This window comes from Micromonospora sp. DT63 (assembly GCF_049841615.1).
Taxonomy (GTDB): Bacteria; Actinomycetota; Actinomycetes; order Mycobacteriales; family Micromonosporaceae; genus Micromonospora.
Genome location: NZ_JBNCKQ010000001.1, coordinates 127,285 through 146,654, shown reverse-complemented (window position 1 = coordinate 146,654; position 19,370 = coordinate 127,285). Strand labels below are relative to the sequence as shown.

Genomic DNA, 19,370 nt, shown 5'->3' with positions numbered 1-19,370 from the left:
CGAGCGGTCTAGCGGTGCGCGGCGACGGGTTCCTCGTCCCCACCCGACGGCGTGGCGGACCGGGGCGTGAAGAAGCGGACGAGGTCGTCCGCCGCCGTCGGGGACAGCATCATCGCCTGCACTCGCGCGCACATCTCGGCGATCGGCTGGATCCTGGCGAACATCGCCTCCTCGTACGCCCGGATCGCCGCGTCCGGGTCGGCGGGGTTGGCGGCGAGTTCGCGCGCGAGTTCGGCGGCGTCCAGCATGGCCTGGTTGGCGCCCTCGCCGACGGGCGGCATGAGGTGCGCGGCGTCGCCGAGAAGGGTGACTCCCGGCTGGTGGGCCCAGCGCGCGCCGACCGGCATCACCATGACCCGGCGCGGCGTCGGTGGGCCGTCGGCCGCGTCGATCAGGGCGGTGAGGCGGGTGTCCCAGCCGTCGAACAGGCCCAGCAGGGCACGCTTGTCCCGGTAGGTGTCGAGGTCCCGGTCGTCGGCGGGTAGGGAGATCCCGACGCGGATGCTGCCGTCGCCGAGGCGTTGCGCCGCGAGGATCTGGCTCACGCCGACGCACCAGAGGTTTCCCGGGCCGACCAGCTCGGCGAGATCGGGGTGGCGTCGGTCGGCGTCGTCGATGGTCAGGTCCACGTGGCTGGACACGTGGGACAGGCCCGCGTCGGTCAGCAGCGCCCGGACGACGGAGCGTGCGCCGTCCGCGCCGACGAGGATGTCGCAGTCGGCCCGGTGGCCGCCGTCGAAGGTCAACCCGAAGCCCCCGCCCGGTCGGGCTGTGGCCGCGACGAGGCGGCGCCGCCACACCACCGCGTCGGGCGGCAGCGAGTCGAGCAGAAGATCACGCAGGACGGTGCGGTCGATCTCGGGGCGGCCGGCGAACGAGCCGGGTTGGGGCGTGTGGTGCACGAGGGTGCGCCCGGCCGGGTCGAGGATGCGATGCTCCTCGCCCTCGGGCCGGGCCTCGGACCGGAACCGGTCGTCGAGACCCGCCTCGGCGAGGGCCAGTTGCCCGGACTCCGGGTGCAGGTCGAGCATTCCGCCCTGGGAGCGCGCGGTGCGACCGGCCTCGCGTTCGTAGACCACCGCGTCGATGCCGTGCCGGTGCAGGATCCGTGCCAGCGTCAGGCCACCCAGGCCACCACCGGCGATCGCCAGTCGCTTCGTCATGCCCTTACCGTACACTGTATTGCGTGGATACATCGTACGGTAATGAGGTCGTGCCCGTCTGGGAACGCCCCGAGCCCCAACCCCGGGCGACGCCGGTGCCGTTGAGCCGTGCGAAGATCGCCGCCACGGCGATCCGGCTCGCCGACGCGCACGGCCTCGACGGACTGTCGGTGCGCAAGATCGCCAAAGAGCTCGGTGTCGGTCCGATGCGGCTCTACGACTACGTAGCCACCAAATCGGAGCTGCTCGACCTGATGGTCGACACGGTCTACGCCCGGATCGCCGAGACCGGCGAGCAGGCCGGGTGGCGGGCCACCGTGCTTGCCGTCTTTCGGCGGACCCGCGCCGCCGCCCTCGACCACGAGTGGTTCGCCGACCTGCTCGGCGGGCGGCCACACCTGGGCCCGCACGCACTCGCCGTGGGCGAAACGACAGCCGCGGCCCTCAGCCAGGCCCCCGGCATACACGGCATCGACGACCTTCAGCGCGCCCTGGGCGCCCTCAACGCCTTCGTCGGCGGCGCCCTGCGCCGAGAGGTCACCGAGCGACGCACCGCCCGCTCCACCGGCACCGAGTTCAGCGCCTGGCAGACCAGCCTCGGCCCCTACCTGACCCGCATGCTCGACACCGGCCGCTACCCCACCGTCGCCCGGCTCGTCATCGAGGGCGCCCACCTCAGCGCCGAGGAGACCTTCAACCACAACCTGACCACCATCCTGGACGGCATCACCGGCCACCCCCAACCGACCGGCGGTACGGGCGGGTAGTCCCGGCGACGCGACCCGGACGCCGCCTACTGGCAGGTCGGTGGCGGTGCGAACGGCCGCTGTCGGGGTATCTGGCGGACATGACCGATCTCTACCCGCCCGCCGACGACCGGGAACTGCTCCGCCAGGCCGCCGCCGCGCACACCGCCGCCACCCGCCAGGTGGAGGCGTTCCTGCGCCGGCTGCCGGAGGTGCCCGACCCGGCCGACGTCACCGAGTACGCCAACCTGCTCACCCGGGAGGACCAGACCCGGGGCGAGCGCGACGCCGCCGCCGACGCGGCGGGACTGACCATCGGCAGCCTGGAATCCGACCAGGGCCAGTAGCGGCACGCGACGGTGCCGCCCCACACCGGGACGGCACCGCCGCGTACGGCCTCGCTCAGCGTTCGACGAGAGGGTCGTGACCCAGGTCGAGCAGCGAGTGCCGCCACTCGTCGTCGGCGTTGCCCCGTCGGGGCTTGGCGTCCATCAGCTCGCGGATCCGCTCGACCGCCTCCCGCATCACCTCGATGTCCTCCGGGGTCAGATCGACCTTGCGCTTGTTGAGCACCTTGAGGATCTCCCGTCCCGGCTGGGGCAGGTCGAGGTCCGGGTTCGGGCTGAACGACTCCTCGCCGGAGCCCCGGGTCAGCAGCCAGGTGCGCAGCTGCTCCGACGGGACGTTCACCTCGGCGTGGAAGTCCTCCCAGAGCACTTCCACCTCGGGGTCGAGCCGCGTGTCGCGTACCATCAGGTCTCCTCTCGACGATGGTGACCCGACGTCTCCGGGTCGTCCTGGTCGGTCTTCGGATGCAGGCCCTCGGCGGGCACCCGCGTGCGGCGCGGGTTCGCGGTCGGGGGCGCCAGGATCGGGTCGGGATGCTCGTCGTCGTCCTCGTCCCGGGGCTTCGCGGACCCCGCGTGCTCGTGCGGGTCCTCGTGGTCGTCCCGTCGCGCCGGCCCGGTCATCGGGGGTGCGTTGTCGTGGCGGCGGTGTACCCCCGCTCACCTGCGGTCACGTCGAAGGTGAGCTGCCCGTCGCGGGCGTCCACGGTGACCTTCTGCCCGGGCGAGATCGCCGACTCCAGCAGCATCCGCGACAGGTGGTTGTCCACCTCCCGCTGGATCACCCGGCGCAGCGGACGGGCCCCGAACTCCGGCTGGTAGCCGTGCTCGGCCAGCCAGTCGATGCCGGCGTTGGTGAACTCCACCTGGATGTCCTGGGCGTGCATCCGGCGGCGGGTCTCCTCCAGCAGCAGCGCGGTGATGTCGCGCAACTGCTCGGCCTCCAGCCGGCGGAAGATGATGACCTCGTCGATGCGGTTGAGGAACTCGGGCCGGAAGTTCTCCTGGAGGCGGCGCATCAGGCGTTCGCGCAGCTCGTCGTTCTCCTGCTCGCTGCCGGGTGCGCCGGTGCCGAACCCGACGGCCCGCTGCGCCCCGGTGATCAGCTCGGAGCCGAGGTTGCTCGTCATGATCAGGACGGTGTTCTTGAAGTTCACCGTGCGGCCCTGACTGTCGGTGAGCCGCCCGTCGTCGAGCACCTGCAGCAGGATGTTGAACACGTCCGGGTGGGCCTTCTCGATCTCGTCGAGCAGCACCACCGCGTACGGGCGGCGGCGCACCGCCTCGGTGAGCTGACCGGCCTCCTCGTAACCGACGTACCCGGGCGGGGCGCCGACCAGCCGGCTGACCGTGTGCCGCTCCTGGAACTCGCTCATGTCCACCCGGACCATCCGGTCCGCCTCGCCGAACAACGCCTCGGCCAGGGCCCGGGCCAGCTCGGTCTTGCCGACGCCGGTGGGGCCGAGGAACAGGAAGCTGCCCATCGGGCGCTCCGGGTCGGCCAGCCCGGCCCGGGAGCGGCGCACCGCCTCGGCCACCGCGGTGACCGCGTCGTCCTGACCGACCACCCTCTCGTGCAGATGACCCTCCAGGCGCAGCAGCCGGTCGCGTTCCTCCTCGGTGAGCTGGCTGACCGGGATGCCGGTGGCCCGCGAGACCACCTCGGCGATCTCCTGCGGGCCCACCTCGGGCACCTGCGAGGACGAGCCGTCGGCGCCGGTCGCGCGGCGCATCTCCTCCTCCAGCTCGGAGATCCGGTCCCGCAGCGCCGAGGCCCGTTCGTACTGCTCGTCGGTGACTGCCTGCTCCTTGTCCCGGCGTACGTCGTCGAGCTCCTGCTCCAGCTCCCGCACGTCGGAGGCCGGGGTGCGGGTGCGCAGCCGGACCCGGGCGCCGGCCTGGTCGATCAGGTCGATGGCCTTGTCCGGCAGGAACCGGTCGGTGACGTACCGGTCGGACAGCTCGGCGGCGGCGACCAGCGCCTCGTCGGTGAAGCGCACCTGGTGGTGGGCCTCGTACCTGTCGCGCAGGCCGCGCAGGATGGCGATGGTGTCGTCGACGCTGGGCTCGGGCACCAGCACCGGCTGGAACCGCCGGGCCAGCGCGGCGTCCTTCTCGATGCTCTTGCGGTACTCGTCGAGCGTGGTCGCGCCGATCACCCGTAGCTCACCTCGCGCGAGGGCGGGCTTGAGCATGTTGGACGCGTCCATTCCGCCCTCGCTGCCGGCCCCGCCGGCACCGACCAGGGTGTGGATCTCGTCGAGGAAGATGATCAGCTCGTCCCGGTGCGCCCGGATCTCGTCGATCACCTTCTTGAGGCGCTCCTCGAAGTCGCCCCGGTAGCGGGTGCCGGCGACCAGGCCGGCGAGGTCGAGTTGCACCACGCGCTTGCCGAGCAGGGTCTGCGGCACGTCGCCGTCGCAGATCCGCTCGGCCAGACCCTCGACGATCGCGGTCTTGCCGACACCGGCCTCGCCGATCAGCACCGGGTTGTTCTTGGTCCGCCGGGACAGGATCTCCACCGCCTGCTCGATCTCGTCGGCCCGCCCGATCACCGGGTCGATCTGGTCGGCGCGGGCCAGGTCGGTGAGGTCCTGCCCGTACTGGTCCAGGGTGGGGGTGCCGCGGTCCGGCTTCGGCCCGGTCATCGGGCCGCGTTCGGCATTGGCGGCCTGCAACGACTCGGGCTGGATCCGGCCGGCCGCCAGCATCCGTCCGGCCGGCGACTCGGGATTGAGCGGCAGGGCCATCAGGATGTGCTCGGGGCCGATGTAGTTGGCGCCCATCGCCCGGGACAGCTGGTGGGCGTCGAGCAGCGCCCGCTTGGCGGCCGGGGTCAGCGACAGGTTGGGCGGCACCTCCCCGCGCGGTGCGCCGTCGCCCTTGCCGCCCAACGCGTTGAGCAGGGTGTCCGGGTCGGCGCCGGCGCGGCGTACCAGGTCGCGCAGGGGTTCGCGTTGCAGGGCGGCCCAGAGCAGGTGGTCGGTGTCCAGGTCGTTGCTCTGCCGTTGCGCGGCGCGGCGGGCCGCGTCGGCCAGCATCTCGCGCGCGTCGGCCGTCATCAGTCGGGTGATGTCGACCCGGTGCGGCGGTCGGCGTCCTCCCTCACCCCGGCCGAAGTACCGGGCCAGGAATTCGTCCCACGGGTCGGAGCCGAGGTCACCGGGTCCCATCATGTCTGTCCTCCGCAGTCGGGCGCGGCACGGTCGCCAGGGGCTACCCGGCGCTCGGCCCGACAAACGCCGCACGTGGCGGCGCACACCGCGTTGTGGAGTGGCACCCGGCCGGCGCCGGCCACGGGTGGCAGGCTGACGCCATGACTGAGAACCCGCTGCTGATCGTGGACGGCGCCAACGTGGTGGGCTCCCGCCCGAACGGGTGGTGGCGGGACCGGGCCGGGGCCGCCGCCCGGCTGCGGGACTCCCTGGCCCCGGTGGCCGCCACGGGCCTGCCCGCCCGTCTGACCGCCCCGGTCGAGGTGGTGCTCGTGGTCGAGGGCGCCGCCCGGGACGTACCCGGCACCGACGACGTCCGCGTCGTCTCCGCCCCCGGCTCCGGCGACGACACGGTTGTCGAACTGGTCCAGGCGGCGCCGCAGCGCCGTCGGCTGGTGGTCACCGCCGACCGGGAGCTGCGCGAGCGGGTGACCGCCCTCGGCGCGGAGGTGTACGGGCCGCGCTGGCTCCGCGATAATTGAGAAGTTCTCATACTGGGACTCCCACAGAACGGACTCCCGGCACTTCAGGGGGGTTAACGGTCAGTCGGGCAGGAACACCGCCAGGGCGGATGTTCTCCCACCGACGCCAGTAAGCTCTAATGGAGATCTCCCCGCCCCCAGGAGGTTCCGCCGTGGCGAGCGTCGCCGAGCTGAAGGCTGCCATCGATGTCGCCCTCCAACAGATCGGCGACGGGCAGACAGCCGTCCAGGCAGCCGGTGAGAAGCTCGCCGAGGCGCAGCAGACCCTTGCCGGCGCGCTGGAGGGCAGCGGGCACGAGACGGTCGAGGCGGCCCAGGCGTCGCTGACCCAGGCCAGCCAGGAGCTGGAGGAGTGCCTCGCCGCGACACTTGTCGCGGTCGAGCAGGCGCAGCTCTACGTCTCCACCCTGTAGGCCACCGTGTCCATCATCGAGGACATCGGCGGCCAGGTCCGCGCGGCCAGCGAGGAGTTCCCGGTGGGCCTGCTCGGGCAGGCCCTGGAGAAGTTCGGCCTGGCCGCGGAACGGCTGCGCTGGGTCCGACAGGAGTCGGCCAACCCGATGGGGGTGCCCGAGCTGTCCGCCGCGACCGAGCACGCCGAGAGCGCCAACTACGCGCTGCGGGTGGCGCAGGAGCAGCTGTCGGCGTATCTGGCCGCGATCGGGCTGGCCGCCGACGGCGCCCCGGCGCCCCGCCCGCAGCAGCGCGACCCGCGCCACGACGCGCCCCCGCCGCACGGGCCGACCACTGTGGCACCGGAGCAGGCCGAGCAGGTGCGGATGCGTCGCTGGTGGTCGGTACGGGTGGCCGAGTTGACCGGCGGGCGCGACGGCGGCCCCGACGAGCCCGACGAACGGCTGCGCGACTCGCAGGAGCTGCTGCGCCGGGTCGTCGGCGGGGTGCGCGCCGGCGACCGGGACCGGCTGCGCACCGAGCTGCGGCGGGCGTCCGCCGACGTGGGGCTCGGGATGGCCGCGCTCGCGCCGCCGCTGCTGCGGGAGCTGGCCGGCGAGCTGCTGGGTCATCCGCCGCGCGCCGCCGACCTCGGCCGGTTGCGCGGCGAGCTGGACGGGCGGGTCCGGGACCTGCTCCCCGGACTGCCGCCGCCGGTGCTGGAGACGCTGCTGACCCGGGTGTGCCGGATGCCGCCACCCCGCTCCTCGGGGGAACCGCCGCACGCCGCCGACTCCGCGGTCACCGCAGGCGTGGCGACCGGGCTGCTGCTCGCCCGCCTCGGCCGCGACCTGCCCGTTGCCACCGGCACGCCACCGGCCACCGGTGACCAGCGCACCGGCGACGCGGGTGCTCGTCCCGCCGAGCAACGCTCCGGGAACGCGAGTCGTCCACGGCCCCCCGAACCACCACCCTCGGGCGGCGTCGGTCCCCGTCCTGGCGCGGTGAACGGCAGGCAGGCGTCCGGCGGCGTCGTACCGCAGCGGCCCGCCGGGCTGCCGCCGCGGACCGGCAGCCCGTGGCGGGACGCGCCGGCCCGCCGGGGTTCCGATGGCTGACCGGCGGAGCCAGCTCGTCACCCGCATCCGGGACACCCTCTCCGAGGCGCTGGGTGCCACGCGTACCCGACTGTCGGCCGCCCAGGCCGACCTGACGGCTGGTCGCGAACGGCTGACCCGGGTCCGGCGCGCGGCGGCCGCCGTACCGCAGCGGGTGGGCGCCCAACGGGACCGCCGCCTCGCCGAGATCGACGCCCGGCACGCCACCCGGCTCGCCGAGCTGGCACGCCACGCCGCCGACGCCGCCCGCCGGGAGGCACCCGGCTGCGCCGGCGCCGACTGGCCGGGCTGGACGCCCACGCCCACCCGCCGGGCCGAGCCGCCCGGCGCGCTGCGGGTCGGCACGGTCCGGCTCGACGACGTCGACCCGGTGCCCGCGCTGGTGCCGCTGCTCGACGCGGGGCACGTGCACCTGTCCGGGGACGACCGCGCCGGCTGCGACGCGGTCGTGTCCGCGCTGCTGCTGCGGGCCGTCGGCCGCGCCGACCCGGGCGGGGTACGCCTTGTCGGCTACGACCCGGAGCACCTTGGCGGCGGCCTGGCCGGGTTCGCGCCCCTGGGCACCGCGGGGCTGCTCACCTTCGTCGGCCCGGGCGGGTTGGGTCCGCTGCTGGACGACCTGGTCGAGCAGATCCGCCGCATCAACGAGACGGTGCTGGCCGGCGAACACGGCTCGCTGCGGGAGCTGGCCGCGGCGACCGGCCGCCGTCCCGAGCCGTGGCGGGTGGCGGTGCTGCTCGGCGGCGACGAGCTGAGCCGGCACGAACGCGGCCAACTCGAACGCGTGGTCCGCGCCGGCGCCGCCTGCGGGGTGCACCTCGTGGTCCGGGGCATCCCGCTGCCGGACGACCCGACGGTGACCCGGGTGGTGACCGAGGCGTCCGGCGCGTGGATCGGCGGCCCGTCCGGCCTGTCGGTCCGGCTGGACCCGCCGCCACCGGCGACGCTTGTCACCGACACCTGCCGGGAGATCGCGGCCCGCGTCAACGCCGGCCCGCCGCCGACCCCGTTCGCCGACCTGCTGCCCCCGCCGGAGCAGATGTGGCGGGAGGACTCGGCCAGCGGGCTGACCGCCCCGATCGGCGAGGGGCCGCAGGGCCGACCGGTGCGCCTGACCCTGGGCGACTATCCACCGCACGCGCTGATCGGCGGGCCCTCCGGCACCGGCAAGACCAACCTGATCTTCGCGTGGATCGGCGCCCTCGCCGCCCGCTACTCCCCCGCCGAGTTGGAGTTCTATCTGCTCGACTTCAAGGAGGGGGTGTCCTTCGCCCGGTTCGCGCAGGGCCGACGCGACCCGAGCTGGCTGCCGCACATGCGCCTGGTCGGCATCAACGTCAACACCGACCGGGAGTTCGGGTTGGCGCTGCTGCGGTTCCTCACCGAGGAGCTGCGTCGCCGTGCCGACGCCGCCAAGAAGCACGAGGTGACCAAGCTGGCCGAGCTGCGGGCGGTCGACCCGACCGGGCACTGGCCCCGGATCGTCGCCGTTGTCGACGAGTTCCAGATGCTGCTGGCCGGCCGGGACGTGGTCGCCCGGGAGGCCGCCGACCTGCTGGAGGACCTGGCTCGCCGCGGCCGGTCGCAGGGCATCCACCTGGTGCTCGCCTCGCAGGACGTACGGGGCATCGAGGCGCTGTGGGGCCGTCCGGCGCTGGTCGCCCAGTTCACGTTGCGGATCGCGCTGCCCAAGGCGTTGCGGATCCTGGCCGAGCGCAACGACGCGGCGCAGTCGCTGCCCCGCTGGCACGCGGTGGTCAACGCCGAGTCCGGGATGGTGGAGGGCAACGAGGTCGCGCGGATCCCGTCGGCCAGCGACTGGGAGACGTGGAGCGGCCTGCAACACCGGCTGTGGCGGATGCGCCCGCCGGACGCCGCGCCGGCCCGGCTCTTCGACGGTGACGCGATCCCCCGGCTGGACGAGGCCCCGGACTTCCGGAGCCTCGAAGCCCCGACCGACGGCCGCGCGCCGCGCAACCCGGTGGCCCTGCTCGGCGAGATCATCGACGTGCAGTCCCGCTCGGCGGCGCTGCGGCTGCCCCGCGCGCCCGGGCGCAACCTGGCGGTGCTGGGTACGCGGGTGGACGAGGCGTGCGCGGTGCTCGACTCGGCCGCCCGGTCGCTGGCCCGCCAACACCCGCCGGGCACCGCCCGGTTCTCCATCGCCTGCCTCGACCCGGACGCCGATCCGATCGCCCGCGCGCTCTACGACGACCTGGCCGACGACGCCTCCTGGTACGACGAGGAGACCGTCGGCGAGTTGATGGGCGAGACGGCCGACGGGCTGTCCGGCCCCGGCAGCCCGCACTACCTGCTGTTGTTCGCGGTCGACGCGGCGGCCGGCGCCCTCGCCGCGCGCACGGGTCGGCGCACCGGCCTGGAGCATCTGCGCCGGATCCTGCACGACGGTCCGGAGCGGCGCACCCACGTGCTGGCCTGGTGGCGGGGCGTGGCGCGGATGCGCGCGGACCTGGGCGGCCCGGCCGCCCGCACCGACCAGATCGGCGCCTGGGTTGCTCTGGACACGCACGGCGGCGAGCTGGGCGCCTCGCTGTATCCGGGCACCGGCGGCCCGGACTGGTATCCCCGGCCCTGGCGCGGGCTCTTCTTCGACCGGGCGGTGCACCGCACCGGCCAGGTGCTCATCCCCTATGGACCGTCGCGATGAACCAACCGGTGACCAGTGACACGTACACGGCGCAACTGCGGCGACTGGCCGAGCTGAGCGCCCGGGTACGCGAACAGCGCGCCGAGGCGCACACCTGGTACGAGCGGCAGTGCGCGGCGGCCGAGCGGGCCGTCGCCGACGCCGCCGACGACGTACGCCGCGCCGAGCAGGAGCTGGTCGACGCCCGCGAGGAGCAGGAACGCGTCGACGCCGAGGTGGCGCACCTGTGGCAGCAGGTGCGGGCCCGCCTCGGCGCCCGCCGCCTCGGTGCGCCGCCCGCGCCGACCAACGACAGTGCGGCCGGCGAGCCGGTGCTGCTGCTCGGTCGGGTCCGGGACCTGCTCGACCGGGCCGGGCAGCCCGGTGAGCTGCCGGGTTCGGTCAACCCGCTGCTGGCGCTCTGCGGGGTGGCCGGCGCGGTCGTGGCGTACGCGCTGGGCTCCGGCGCACGGGCGCTCGGCGTCGGGTACGGCGGGGACCTGGCAGTCGGGATGCCGGTGCTGGCGCTGGTGGTGACCCTGCTCGGGCCGTTGATCGGTCTCGTGCCGGCGCGGGTGCTCGCCGACCGCCGACACGCGGTGCTCGGCCCTCGACCGATCACCGTGGTGCTCGGCGCCGGGCTGGTCACGACGGTGCTGCTGCTGGTGCTCGGCCGCTGACCTGAGCCGACACCTGCGGCCCGCTGGCCGCGGTCACTGTCAGTCACGTCCGGCGGGGCGAAGGTGGCGGTGAGCGGTATACCCCAGAGTCATATTTATGCCTCTGGGGTATACCGCTCACCGCCACAACCCCCCGGCAGGCCCGGGTGGGACCCGGTCAGGCCGGCACCAGGACGGCCTCGCGCAGCAGCCGGCGGGCCAGGGTGACCCGGTCGGCGTCGTCCGGCAGTCCGGGCAGGTCACCGACGCGGATCGCGGTGCCACCGAGCAACGCCCGGGTCGCCGGCTCGCAGTCGGCGGGCAGCGTGATCGTGCGGTCGAACAACCGCAGCGCCACCTGGCCGTCCCCGTGCGGCACGAGCTGCCAGCGCAGGCCAGGCCGCAGGGTGAGCCGGGAGTCCGCGTTCAGCGCGGCCACGGCCCCGGCCTGGGCGAGGGGGCGGATCGGCGCCGGTCGGGCGGCCGGCCAGGCGCGGTGGCGCAGTCGCGCCGCGACGGCGGCCGGGTCGGCGCGCAGCAGCCAGTCCCGCAGCGCCTCCACCGTCTCGGTCAGCTCCGGCTCGATGGCGTCGGGATCGGCCACGTCGGTGCCGAACGGCAGGCTGGCACGCAGCCGCTGGTCCTCGGAGGCCAGCGCGAGCAGCTCCTCCACCAGGGCGTAGCGCGTCAGCGCGCGGATGCCCACGGTCAGGTGCAGCGAGCTGGCGTCCTGGGCCTGTGCGCTGTGCAGCCAGCCGCGCGGCAGGTAGAGGGCGTCGCCGGGGGCGAGCACCACGTCCAACGCCGCCTCGCCCTGCGCGGTGGCGGAGACCTCGTCGGCGCGGCCACCCCACGGCTGCTTCTCCAGCGGGTCGGGCAGCACCGGCGGGTGGATCCGCCAGTGCTTGCGGCCGTCGACCTGGAGCACGAACACGTCGTGGGTGTCGTAGTGGGTGGCGAAGCCCTGGCTGCCCGCCGGGGTCAGGTAGGCGTTGATCTGCAGCGGCTGGTTCAGCGCGAGGCCCAGGTCACGGGCGAAGTCGACAAGCGGCGGCCAGATCCGGTGCAGGCCCTGCAACACGAGGGTCGCGCCGGCGGCGTACTGCTCCAGGACCCGTTCGTCGAGCACCTGGTCGCCGATCTCCGCGCCGGCGCCGCCGCCGCCGGTCCACCGCGCCGCCGGGACGAGCTGGCCGTCCTTGGCGACCCGCAGGAAGGGGGTACGCAGACCACGCCGGCTGAGCAGCTCGTCAGCGTCGGCGGGGCTGAACAGGTCGGTGAAGCCGGCCGGGTCGGGCAGCTCGGCGGCGCGGGACAGCAGCGGGGTGTGCCCCCAGTGCGCGGCGGCGAACTTGGCCGGCTCGACCGAGACACAGCGGGCCAGCGCCGCAGCGGCGCCCGCGAACGGAACCGCCGGGCGGCCGTGGCCGCCCGGCGGGTCGAGGTGCGTCATGACGGTCCGTTACCGGGCGCTGCCGTCAGCGCCGCCGTCCTGCTGGCCCGGGGTCGCGCCACCGTCGGCCGGACCCTCCGCGCCACCGTCAGCGCCGCCGTCCTGGTGACCCGGGGTCGCGCCGCCATCGGCCGGACCCTCCGCGCCACCGTCAGCGCCGCCGTCCTGCTGGCCCGGGGTCGCGCCGCCATCGGCCGGACCCTCCGCGCCACCGTCAGCGCCGCCGTCCTGGTGACCCGGGGTCGCGCCACCGTCGGCCGGACCCTCCAGGCCGCCGCCGCCCGTGGTCTGCATGTCATCGTCGTTGAGTGCCATCGGTACTCCCTCGGGTGTGCCGCCCCGCCGTACGCCGGGGTCCGTCGTGCTGCGGGTGGTACCCCACGCGCGATCTTCTCTAACCCACACCGTAGACGCCGAACCGGGACGACACGGTCGGTTCGCGGGCGGCGGCGGTCGGTGTCAGGATGAAACGGTGATCCTGGTGGGCACGTCGGGCTGGCAGTACCGGGACTGGCGGGGCCGCTTCTACCCGCAGCGGCTGCCGCAGCGACTCTGGTTGGAGCACTTCGCGGCGGGCTTCGCCACCGTCGAGGTCAACAACGCCTTCTACCGGCTGCCGGAGCGGGAGACGTTCGCGGCGTGGCGGGCGCGGACACCTGCGGACTTCTGCGTGGCGGTGAAGATGAGCCGCTACCTCACCCACATCAAGCGTCTGCGGGACCCGGCCGAGCCGGTGGCCCGGTTCCTCGGCCGGGCCACGGCCCTCGGTGACCGGCTCGGGCCGGTGCTGCTGCAACTGCCACCGAACCTGCGGGCGGACGTCGACGCGCTCGACGCGACGCTGCGGCTGTTCCCGGCGCACGTGCGGGTCGCGGTCGAGCCGCGGCACCCGTCGTGGTGGACCGACGCGACCCGGGCAGTCCTGGAACGGCGGCGGGCCGCGCTGGTCTGGGCGGATCGCCTGGGTCGTCCGGTGGCGCCCCGCTGGCGGACCACCGACTTCGGTTACCTGCGGCTGCACGAGGGGCGGGCCCGGCCGTGGCCGCACTACGGGCGTACCGCGCTCGGCTCGTGGGCCCGCCGGCTCACCGACGCATTCGGTGCGGACGAGCCGGCGTACGTCTATTTCAACAACGACCCCGGCGGCGCGGCCGTCACCGACGCCGTCGCCTTCGCGGCGCTGGCCCGCGGGGCCGGTCATCAGGTGTCCCGGGTGCCGTCGGCCGCCGAGGCGGACACCTCCGAGCACTGAGCCCGCCCGACGGGTCGTCGGGCGGGCTCACGGCGGCGCGGCGTCACGGCATGAACGTGGCGAGATCCTTCGGCATGGTGTCCTTCACGTCCTGCCACTCACCCTGGGTGACGTGCCGACGCAGGGTGTCCAGCACCACCTGCGTCACCCGCTCCGCGCCGCCCTCGACGTCGTACGGGAAGCCCTGGCGGACCTCGTAGAGGAAGTCGTCGCGGTTGAGCTTGATCGGCACGTCGGACGGGTTCCAGCCGTCGAAGTAGATCCCGCGGACCAGCACCGGCAACTGCTGGGCGAACTCGACGCTCTCGTTGACCGCCAACCGGTCGCGCAGCAGGTGCAGCACGGTGCGCAGCGCCGCGTACGACTGGTTACGCCGCTCCTTCGGCCACCCGTAGGCGGCCTCGATGTCCTTGAGGATCAGGTTCGTCTTGTCCAGCGAACTTTCGAACGCGGAGATCATCGCGTCAGCCATCGGTCGACCCCCGTTCCGTGGTGTCCCACCGTCGGTCGTCGGCGCGTCGCGGCGGCCCCACCGGGCCACGGCGGGCCCGCACCGGGGTGCCCTGAGGCGCGCGCCGGGTATCGCCGGCTGTGCCCACGACGTGCAGGACGCCGCCGCGCCGTCGATCCGTCACCAGTCGAACCGTCATCCCCGTCACCTCCGTGTCGTCTGCGGCGTCGGCCGCTCCCGGGCGGCCGTACCCACCGTGTCCACCGTGCCGGTCGGGCGGGTGAGCCGGCCCCACCCGGATCGGGTGAGGTCAGCCCGCGTCGAGGAGACCCGCAAGCGTTGCCGCGTTGGTCTGGGCGTAGTCCCGGTAACAGTTGTTCATGAGGACGTGGGTCTGCCCGGCGGAGTCGGCCAGCTCGCGCAGCTTCGGCGCCCAGTCGGCCAGCTCCCGCTTCGAGTAGTGGTAGCCGAACTTCTCGTGGATGTCCTTGCTGGTCCACTTGTCACTGTGGCCGTGAAAGCGCATCACCGCGAGGTCGCCGGTGGCGGCCAGCACCGGGGGCACCGACGAGCGGTGGCCCTGCGGCATGTCCACGCAGACGTACGACAGTCGGTGCTCGCGCAGGAAGGCGAGTGTCTCCTCGGCGTTGTCGCCGTCGAACCAGGACGCGTGGCGGAACTCGTAGACTCCTCGCAGCGGCGCGCAGCGCTTCGCCACCTCCAGCAGGTACTGCTTGTTGGCCCGCTTGATCGTGAACCAGGGCGGGAACTGGAACAGCAGCGCGCCGAGCTTGCCCGCCTCGACCAGCGGGTCCAGGGCGGACAGAAAACGCGTCCACACCTCCTCGTACGACTGCGCGGGCAGGTCGTCGGGGTAGACGTTCTTCTTGTCCGTCTCCGGTCGCAGGTCCTTGTAGAGCGCGCTGACCCGGGTGGGATGCCCGGTGAGCAGGCTGAACGCCTTGACGTTGAACGTGAAGCCGGCCGGGGTGCGATCGGCCCACAGCCGTGCGGTCGCCTCGGCGGGCGGTGAGTAGTAGGTCGCGTCGACCTCGACCAGCGGAAACTGCCGGGCGTAGTACGCCAGGCGCTTCTCCGGGTTGTCAGCGGTCTGGGGATACCAGCCCGAGTCGAGCAGTGTGCGGTCGGTCCAGGACGCGGTGCCCACCAGGATGTCACCCATGGCGCAAGTCCATCGTGCCGCGGACCGACCGGCAACCGCTGTCGTCGCTCAGGCCGCCCGCCGCTCGCGGGTCTGCTTGCAGGTCACGCAGGTGGTCGCGGCCGGGAAGATCTCCAGGCGTTCCACCGGGATCGCCGCCGAGCAGCCCTCGCACCAACCGTACGTGCCCTCGGCGAGGCGGCCCAGGGCGTGCTCGTACTGGGTGCGCCGGTCGAGGATGGTCCGCAGCAGGGACTGCGCGGTGTCACGCTCGGCCGTCTTGGTGCCGCTGTCGGCCTGGTCGTCGCCGGCGGTGTCGCCGACCTCCACCAGACGCAGCACCTGACTCTGCAGCACGGCCTGCTCGTACTCGGCGGTCAGCTCGTCGTAGCGCGCCTGCAGGGAGTGCCGGATCTGGTCGATCTCCGTCTGCGATCGGCCGGTACCGACCGTGTCGTGGACGAGCATCGCTGCCTGCCTTTCCTGGCCTGATGGCTCAAGGTGAACCGGGTGCCGGCGGCGTGGGCCCCGGTCAACGGTCGCATCCGGTACGCGGGCGGTCACCCGCGCTCTGTGAGCCGGGCGAGTACCCGCGGGGCGTGCCACGCAAACCGGCGAATTTCTCAGCTGTCGCCGGTCTGCACGAGCGCGGGGTGACGGGGATCGTCGGCGCGTACCACCACGTCGGCGAAGCTGGCGGGGACCACCTCGTCGGCGTAGCGGTCGAACGCCGGCAGGGTCCACTCGTCGGCCGGTTCGGTGCGGCGGCGCAGCGCCGCCGGGGACAGCTGAAGGTGGACTGTCACGTCGAAGGGCAGCGCCCCACCGAGCAGGAGCGCGCCGCTGACCAGGACCACGCCGCCGGGTGCCAGGTCGACGTACCGGGCGCGGCTGGCCCGGTCGGCGGTGGCGTCCCACAGCGACGGCAGCACCCGCCCGTCGCCGCCGGGGCCGGCCGGGTCGAGCACCTCGCGGCGCAGGCCGGCCTCGTCGTTCCAGCCCTCGTAGTAGGCGTCCGGGTTGGTGCGGCCAAGCTCGAAGCGCAGCGACGCGGGTCGGAGAAAGTCGGCGGCGCGGACGTGCAGGACCGGGCGGCCCCGGGCGCGCAGCGGGTCGACAAGCGCGGCGGCCAGCTCGTCCGGGCCGGCGGCGGGAGCGCCGTCGATCGCCACGCGCAGCCGGGCGGGCTCGACGGTGCGGGAGGCGTCGTCGAGCCGGTCGGTCAGTTCGGCGACGAGCCGGTCGGGCGAGATGGGACGGATACGCACCGAACCATCCTGCCCCGCGCCACAGGGGCGGTCGTCGGACGGTCAGCCGGTGCGGTCGACGGTGACGCGGGCGTCGTCGGCCAGCCGGTAGCCGACGCCGTAGACGGTGGTGACCAGGGGAACGTCCACGCCGACCTTGCCGCGCAGCCGGCGTACGTGCACGTCGACGGTGCGGACGCCGGCGTGCTCGTAGCCCCAGACGGCGTTGAGCAGTTGCAGCCGGGTGAACACCCGGCGGGGGTGGGCGACCAGATGCAGCAGGAGGTCGAACTCCAGCCGGGTCAGCGGCAGCGGCTCGTCGTCGCGCAGCACCGACCGGGACGACGCGAGGATGTGCAGGGCGGGGATCGTCGGGGTGAGGGCTCGGGCGGGTGCCCGGTTGGCCGGCACCCCGTCGGCGCGACGCTCGGCCGGAACGGAGCTGGTGATCACGCCCTCGCCCCGCTCCAGCATCTCGCGCGCGGCTTCGAGCAGCCGCCGGGCCGGCGGGGTCAGCGACTCCTCACAGGCCAGCGGGATGGACAGCGTCACGGTGAGCATCGGCGCGGCGGTGTTCGCCGGGCGGCGTTGACCGCCGGGAGGTCGACCGGGCACCGCGGGTTGGGACGTATGCCATCCGGCGCGCGACGAGGCGGGGCTGACCGACATGGTCCTCCTTGGGCTGGTCCGGGTATCTCCCCACGGCCCGGGACGCCGCTTCATCGATGCTTCCCGGCACCCGGGCGAGGGTCAAGAGGCGGCTGCGTTGCATGAATGTGACAATTGACGAACACATCGGAGCCAGATGCTCGCTCTGCGTACGAAGCCAGATGATTACAGCAGAGCCGCCAGGATGCCCCGATACGGGGGTCCCCGTCCTGTTCACCATGCCCTTCACGGTCGCCTGCGGACCGCCGCCCGAGTGCTGCTCAGCGGGTGTGGTCGACGCTGATCCGCGCCCCGTCGCCGAGCCGGTAACCCACCCCGTAGACGGTCGTGATCACCTCCGCCCCGGGCAGCTTGGCGCGCAGCCGCCGTACGTGCACGTCCACGGTGCGGGCCACGGCGTGTTCGTAGCCCCACACGTTCGACAGCAGCTGGAGGCGGGTGAAGACCCGGTGCGGGCGCTCGGCGAGAAAGAGCAGCAGGTCGTACTCGATGCGGGTCAGCGCGACCACCCGGTCGCCGCGGCGGACCACCCGCGAGCCGGCCAGGATGCGCACGTCGGTCCCGTCGGTGTCGTCGACGGGCAGCTCGGCGGCGGGGCGCGGCAGCGGACGCGGCGTCGAGGGCACGTCGTCGGCGGGCCGCAGCCGGTCCTCCCCGGCCTCGGCCAGCTCGCCGAGCAGCTGCACCAGCCGGGCCAACCGGGGGCTCACCGGCCCGGGGGCCAGGTCGAGGGTGATGGTCAGGGTCGGGCCGGTACGCGGGCGCACGGCGGCCCGGCCCGGGTGACCCGGCGAGTAGGGACGGGTGGGGATCGCGATGACGGACATCGTGCCTCCTGAGATGGCGGTACGCCCGCCACGCCCGGTGGGGCGTGGGGGTCAGCGGCGTGCCCGGCCGGCGGTGACCGGTGGCGCGAGGGGGGCTGCGCGGTGCAGCGGGGTGGGGCCGAGCGCCGGCAGGCCGGCGATGCGCCAGGCGGCGAACCCGCCGTCGACGTCGGTGGCCCGGTGCAGGCCGATGTCCTGCAACGCGGCGGCGGCCAGCGACGACGTGTAGCCCTCCTGGCAGATGATCACCACCGGCACGTCGTAGTCGACGGCCTCGGGCAGCCGGGCGGGACAACGCGGGTCGAAGCGCCACTCCAGCACGTTGCGCTCGACGGTGAGCGAGCCGGGCACGACGCCGTGCGCGGCGCGCTGGGCGGCGGGCCGGATGTCGACGAGCAACGCGCCGGCCCGGTGCGCGAGGTGCGCCCGCTCCGGGTCCAGTCGGTCGAGGCGGGCTCGCGCGGCGGCGAGGAGCTCGTCGATGCCCCGGGAACCCGGCGGTGGCACGGGTGCCGGACAGGGCGCTGCGGTGACCAGCATTGTCGATTCCTTCCGGTGACGAGAGGGCGGTGCGAACGGGAGGTTCACCAGGACCGACCGGCCTCGGCGACCTCGGCGACCCGCAGGCGCCCGTCGAGCAGGTCGTAGCGGGTCATTCGGCGCAGCGCCGGCCGGTAGACGTGCACGCTTACCGCCGGCGCCGGGCCGCGGTTGGTGACCCGGTGGACGTGGCGGGGGCCGAAGCGGCGGGCGGCGCCGGCGGGCAGCAGCCGAGGGCGCAACGCCGCACGGCTGACCGTCTCCTCGGTGAGGGCGCCGGCGACCACCCGGAACGCGCCGGCGGAGCCGCCATGGTCGTGCAGGTCGGTGCCCTGGCCGGGCAGCCAGCTCAGGGCCCACACCTCGTGGTCGTCGGCGGTGGCGAGCCGGGCGTACCAGCGCTCGGTGGGATCGAAGCGCAGCGGGACCGGCCAGCCGGCCGGGTCGGCCCACCGGGCGGCGACGGCGAGCAGGTCGGGAGCCGGGCGAACGTGGGTCATCGGTGGTTCCTCAGCGGGTCGTTCGGCGGGGTGCTCCCGTACTCTAGCCGGCAAACCCTATAGGTTTAGTAGGTAATTCCACATGCCGGGAGACGAGCACGCCACCGTCTTGGCTCAGCGCAGAACCGGCGGACCCACCCGGTAGCCGGGCAGCGACGGCCACCGCACGGTCAGCACCACCGAGGCGCGCTCCGCGTACCAGGAGTGATCCACTCCCCGGGCCCACACCACGTAGTCGCCGGGTTCGGCCAAGCGGACCGTCCGGTCCGGCAGCTCCACCCGGAAGGACCCGTCCACCAGCACCAGCAGGGTGGTCCGACGCTCACCTGTCGCCCACCGCGCGCGGGCCTCCCCGGGTGGGTGCACGCCCCACTTCACCTCGACGTCGGTGCTGTGCCGGATCTCGTCCGGCGGCGCGAAGTGCCCGAGCAGCCAGCCACCGTTGCCGACGCCGTCGACGCCCGCGTTGCCCACGTAGACCGTCTCACCCATCGGACCC

General features: G+C 74.0%; 23 protein-coding genes. 8 read left to right on the top strand and 15 right to left on the bottom strand.

The features are described from left to right. Nucleotides 1-8 precede the first annotated feature (8 nt). Nucleotides 9-1,163: an FAD-dependent oxidoreductase gene (locus tag ACLQ27_RS00715; RefSeq protein WP_357490186.1), complete on the bottom strand. Its 1,155-nt coding sequence runs from the start codon at nucleotides 1,161-1,163 to the stop codon at nucleotides 9-11. A gap of 23 nt (nucleotides 1,164-1,186) precedes the next feature. Here ACLQ27_RS00715 and ACLQ27_RS00710 point away from each other — a divergent pair, with 23 nt between their 5' ends. Together ACLQ27_RS00710 and ACLQ27_RS00705 are read left to right on the top strand one after the other, a co-directional pair. Beyond that, nucleotides 1,187-1,930: a TetR/AcrR family transcriptional regulator gene (locus tag ACLQ27_RS00710; RefSeq protein WP_357490184.1), complete on the top strand. Its 744-nt coding sequence runs from the start codon at nucleotides 1,187-1,189 to the stop codon at nucleotides 1,928-1,930. An 80-nt stretch (nucleotides 1,931-2,010) separates the two neighbouring features. Then, nucleotides 2,011-2,256, top strand: coding sequence for a hypothetical protein (locus ACLQ27_RS00705; RefSeq protein ID WP_234582022.1), 246 nt, complete (start codon nucleotides 2,011-2,013; stop codon nucleotides 2,254-2,256). A gap of 55 nt (nucleotides 2,257-2,311) precedes the next feature. Here the strand turns inward: ACLQ27_RS00705 and ACLQ27_RS00700 are convergent, their stop codons facing one another. From ACLQ27_RS00700 to ACLQ27_RS00690, 3 genes are read right to left on the bottom strand one after another with little or no spacing between them, the layout of a single operon-like run. Beyond that, nucleotides 2,312-2,662 (bottom strand): DUF3140 domain-containing protein, encoded by a 351-nt coding sequence (locus tag ACLQ27_RS00700; RefSeq protein WP_234582023.1) that lies wholly within the window; start codon nucleotides 2,660-2,662, stop codon nucleotides 2,312-2,314. After that, the gene (locus tag ACLQ27_RS00695; protein ID WP_357490183.1) at nucleotides 2,662-2,880 is read right to left on the bottom strand and encodes a hypothetical protein; all 219 of its coding nucleotides are present in this window, start codon (nucleotides 2,878-2,880) and stop codon (nucleotides 2,662-2,664) included. Before ACLQ27_RS00695 ends, ACLQ27_RS00700 begins: the two co-directional genes overlap by 1 nt. Then, nucleotides 2,877-5,432: an ATP-dependent Clp protease ATP-binding subunit gene (locus ACLQ27_RS00690; RefSeq protein ID WP_357490181.1), complete on the bottom strand. Its 2,556-nt coding sequence runs from the start codon at nucleotides 5,430-5,432 to the stop codon at nucleotides 2,877-2,879. The genes ACLQ27_RS00695 and ACLQ27_RS00690 overlap by 4 nt, the downstream gene beginning before the upstream one ends. Before the next feature lie 140 nt (nucleotides 5,433-5,572). Here ACLQ27_RS00690 and ACLQ27_RS00685 point away from each other — a divergent pair, with 140 nt between their 5' ends. From ACLQ27_RS00685 to ACLQ27_RS00665, 5 genes are all read left to right on the top strand, one after another. Beyond that, the gene (locus tag ACLQ27_RS00685; RefSeq protein WP_234582026.1) at nucleotides 5,573-5,953 is read left to right on the top strand and encodes a hypothetical protein; all 381 of its coding nucleotides are present in this window, start codon (nucleotides 5,573-5,575) and stop codon (nucleotides 5,951-5,953) included. A 152-nt stretch (nucleotides 5,954-6,105) separates the two neighbouring features. Continuing rightward, nucleotides 6,106-6,366, top strand: a complete 261-nt coding sequence (locus ACLQ27_RS00680) for a hypothetical protein (protein WP_007076395.1) — start codon at nucleotides 6,106-6,108, stop codon at nucleotides 6,364-6,366. Nucleotides 6,367-6,372: 6 nt separating this feature from the next. Beyond that, a complete protein-coding gene (locus ACLQ27_RS00675) occupies nucleotides 6,373-7,464 on the top strand; it encodes a hypothetical protein (protein WP_425865296.1) in 1,092 nt (363 codons plus the stop codon). Next, complete coding sequence (locus ACLQ27_RS00670; RefSeq protein ID WP_425865295.1) at nucleotides 7,457-10,132, top strand: FtsK/SpoIIIE domain-containing protein; 2,676 nt, start codon at nucleotides 7,457-7,459, stop codon at nucleotides 10,130-10,132. The genes ACLQ27_RS00675 and ACLQ27_RS00670 overlap by 8 nt, the downstream gene beginning before the upstream one ends. Further along, complete coding sequence (locus tag ACLQ27_RS00665) at nucleotides 10,129-10,791, top strand: hypothetical protein (protein WP_357575362.1); 663 nt, start codon at nucleotides 10,129-10,131, stop codon at nucleotides 10,789-10,791. Before ACLQ27_RS00670 ends, ACLQ27_RS00665 begins: the two co-directional genes overlap by 4 nt. A gap of 157 nt (nucleotides 10,792-10,948) precedes the next feature. Here the strand turns inward: ACLQ27_RS00665 and ACLQ27_RS00660 are convergent, their stop codons facing one another. Further along, nucleotides 10,949-12,223, bottom strand: coding sequence for a cupin domain-containing protein (locus tag ACLQ27_RS00660; protein WP_234583594.1), 1,275 nt, complete (start codon nucleotides 12,221-12,223; stop codon nucleotides 10,949-10,951). A gap of 9 nt (nucleotides 12,224-12,232) precedes the next feature. Further along, entirely contained in the window at nucleotides 12,233-12,538 is a 306-nt protein-coding gene (locus tag ACLQ27_RS00655; protein ID WP_234583596.1) for a hypothetical protein, read from the bottom strand. 157 nt (nucleotides 12,539-12,695) lie between these two features. On the opposite strand from ACLQ27_RS00655, the gene ACLQ27_RS00650 reads away from it, so the two are divergent. Further along, nucleotides 12,696-13,475, top strand: a complete 780-nt coding sequence (locus ACLQ27_RS00650; RefSeq protein WP_357575356.1) for a DUF72 domain-containing protein — start codon at nucleotides 12,696-12,698, stop codon at nucleotides 13,473-13,475. A 43-nt stretch (nucleotides 13,476-13,518) separates the two neighbouring features. Here ACLQ27_RS00650 and ACLQ27_RS00645 read toward each other — a convergent pair whose 3' ends face one another. The 9 genes from ACLQ27_RS00645 to ACLQ27_RS00605 form a co-directional block, all read right to left on the bottom strand. Next, complete coding sequence (locus tag ACLQ27_RS00645) at nucleotides 13,519-13,947, bottom strand: DUF2267 domain-containing protein (protein ID WP_234583599.1); 429 nt, start codon at nucleotides 13,945-13,947, stop codon at nucleotides 13,519-13,521. 289 nt (nucleotides 13,948-14,236) lie between these two features. Beyond that, nucleotides 14,237-15,109: a DUF72 domain-containing protein gene (locus tag ACLQ27_RS00640; protein ID WP_357575355.1), complete on the bottom strand. Its 873-nt coding sequence runs from the start codon at nucleotides 15,107-15,109 to the stop codon at nucleotides 14,237-14,239. Nucleotides 15,110-15,157: 48 nt separating this feature from the next. Beyond that, nucleotides 15,158-15,556 carry a TraR/DksA family transcriptional regulator gene (locus tag ACLQ27_RS00635; RefSeq protein ID WP_007459738.1) on the bottom strand — a complete coding sequence of 133 codons (399 nt, stop codon included), beginning with the start codon at nucleotides 15,554-15,556 and terminating at the stop codon, nucleotides 15,158-15,160. 155 nt (nucleotides 15,557-15,711) lie between these two features. After that, a complete protein-coding gene (locus tag ACLQ27_RS00630; protein WP_425865294.1) occupies nucleotides 15,712-16,356 on the bottom strand; it encodes a uridine kinase in 645 nt (214 codons plus the stop codon). A 42-nt stretch (nucleotides 16,357-16,398) separates the two neighbouring features. After that, a complete protein-coding gene (locus tag ACLQ27_RS00625) occupies nucleotides 16,399-17,004 on the bottom strand; it encodes a winged helix-turn-helix domain-containing protein (RefSeq protein WP_234583602.1) in 606 nt (201 codons plus the stop codon). Nucleotides 17,005-17,264: 260 nt separating this feature from the next. Continuing rightward, nucleotides 17,265-17,831, bottom strand: a complete 567-nt coding sequence (locus tag ACLQ27_RS00620) for a winged helix-turn-helix domain-containing protein (RefSeq protein WP_425865293.1) — start codon at nucleotides 17,829-17,831, stop codon at nucleotides 17,265-17,267. Between the two features lie 51 nt (nucleotides 17,832-17,882). Then, nucleotides 17,883-18,371, bottom strand: coding sequence for a rhodanese-like domain-containing protein (locus tag ACLQ27_RS00615; RefSeq protein ID WP_234583604.1), 489 nt, complete (start codon nucleotides 18,369-18,371; stop codon nucleotides 17,883-17,885). Between the two features lie 44 nt (nucleotides 18,372-18,415). Next, complete coding sequence (locus ACLQ27_RS00610) at nucleotides 18,416-18,871, bottom strand: cysteine dioxygenase (protein WP_234583605.1); 456 nt, start codon at nucleotides 18,869-18,871, stop codon at nucleotides 18,416-18,418. 114 nt (nucleotides 18,872-18,985) lie between these two features. Next, nucleotides 18,986-19,363: a signal peptidase I gene (locus tag ACLQ27_RS00605; protein WP_425865292.1), complete on the bottom strand. Its 378-nt coding sequence runs from the start codon at nucleotides 19,361-19,363 to the stop codon at nucleotides 18,986-18,988. Between the last annotated feature and the right edge of the window lie 7 nt (nucleotides 19,364-19,370).

Bases quoted from the DNA above. Each gene is read 5' to 3' on its own strand.
- ACLQ27_RS00655 (WP_234583596.1), bottom strand. From the start codon at position 12,538: ATGGCACTCAACGACGATGACATGCAGACCACGGGCGGCGGCGGCCTG.
- ACLQ27_RS00690 (WP_357490181.1), bottom strand. From the start codon at position 5,432: ATGATGGGACCCGGTGACCTCGGCTCCGACCCGTGGGACGAATTCCTG.
- ACLQ27_RS00645 (WP_234583599.1), bottom strand. From the start codon at position 13,947: ATGGCTGACGCGATGATCTCCGCGTTCGAAAGTTCGCTGGACAAGACG.
- ACLQ27_RS00665 (WP_357575362.1), top strand. From the start codon at position 10,129: ATGAACCAACCGGTGACCAGTGACACGTACACGGCGCAACTGCGGCGA.
- ACLQ27_RS00615 (WP_234583604.1), bottom strand. From the start codon at position 18,371: ATGCTGGTCACCGCAGCGCCCTGTCCGGCACCCGTGCCACCGCCGGGT.
- ACLQ27_RS00625 (WP_234583602.1), bottom strand. From the start codon at position 17,004: ATGTCGGTCAGCCCCGCCTCGTCGCGCGCCGGATGGCATACGTCCCAA.
- ACLQ27_RS00670 (WP_425865295.1), top strand. From the start codon at position 7,457: ATGGCTGACCGGCGGAGCCAGCTCGTCACCCGCATCCGGGACACCCTC.
- ACLQ27_RS00700 (WP_234582023.1), bottom strand. From the start codon at position 2,662: ATGGTACGCGACACGCGGCTCGACCCCGAGGTGGAAGTGCTCTGGGAG.
- ACLQ27_RS00705 (WP_234582022.1), top strand. From the start codon at position 2,011: ATGACCGATCTCTACCCGCCCGCCGACGACCGGGAACTGCTCCGCCAG.
- ACLQ27_RS00660 (WP_234583594.1), bottom strand. From the start codon at position 12,223: ATGACGCACCTCGACCCGCCGGGCGGCCACGGCCGCCCGGCGGTTCCG.
- ACLQ27_RS00610 (WP_234583605.1), bottom strand. From the start codon at position 18,871: ATGACCCACGTTCGCCCGGCTCCCGACCTGCTCGCCGTCGCCGCCCGG.
- ACLQ27_RS00695 (WP_357490183.1), bottom strand. From the start codon at position 2,880: ATGACCGGGCCGGCGCGACGGGACGACCACGAGGACCCGCACGAGCAC.
- ACLQ27_RS00640 (WP_357575355.1), bottom strand. From the start codon at position 15,109: ATGGGTGACATCCTGGTGGGCACCGCGTCCTGGACCGACCGCACACTG.
- ACLQ27_RS00715 (WP_357490186.1), bottom strand. From the start codon at position 1,163: ATGACGAAGCGACTGGCGATCGCCGGTGGTGGCCTGGGTGGCCTGACG.
- ACLQ27_RS00635 (WP_007459738.1), bottom strand. From the start codon at position 15,556: ATGCTCGTCCACGACACGGTCGGTACCGGCCGATCGCAGACGGAGATC.
- ACLQ27_RS00685 (WP_234582026.1), top strand. From the start codon at position 5,573: ATGACTGAGAACCCGCTGCTGATCGTGGACGGCGCCAACGTGGTGGGC.
- ACLQ27_RS00605 (WP_425865292.1), bottom strand. From the start codon at position 19,363: ATGGGTGAGACGGTCTACGTGGGCAACGCGGGCGTCGACGGCGTCGGC.
- ACLQ27_RS00620 (WP_425865293.1), bottom strand. From the start codon at position 17,831: ATGTCCGTCATCGCGATCCCCACCCGTCCCTACTCGCCGGGTCACCCG.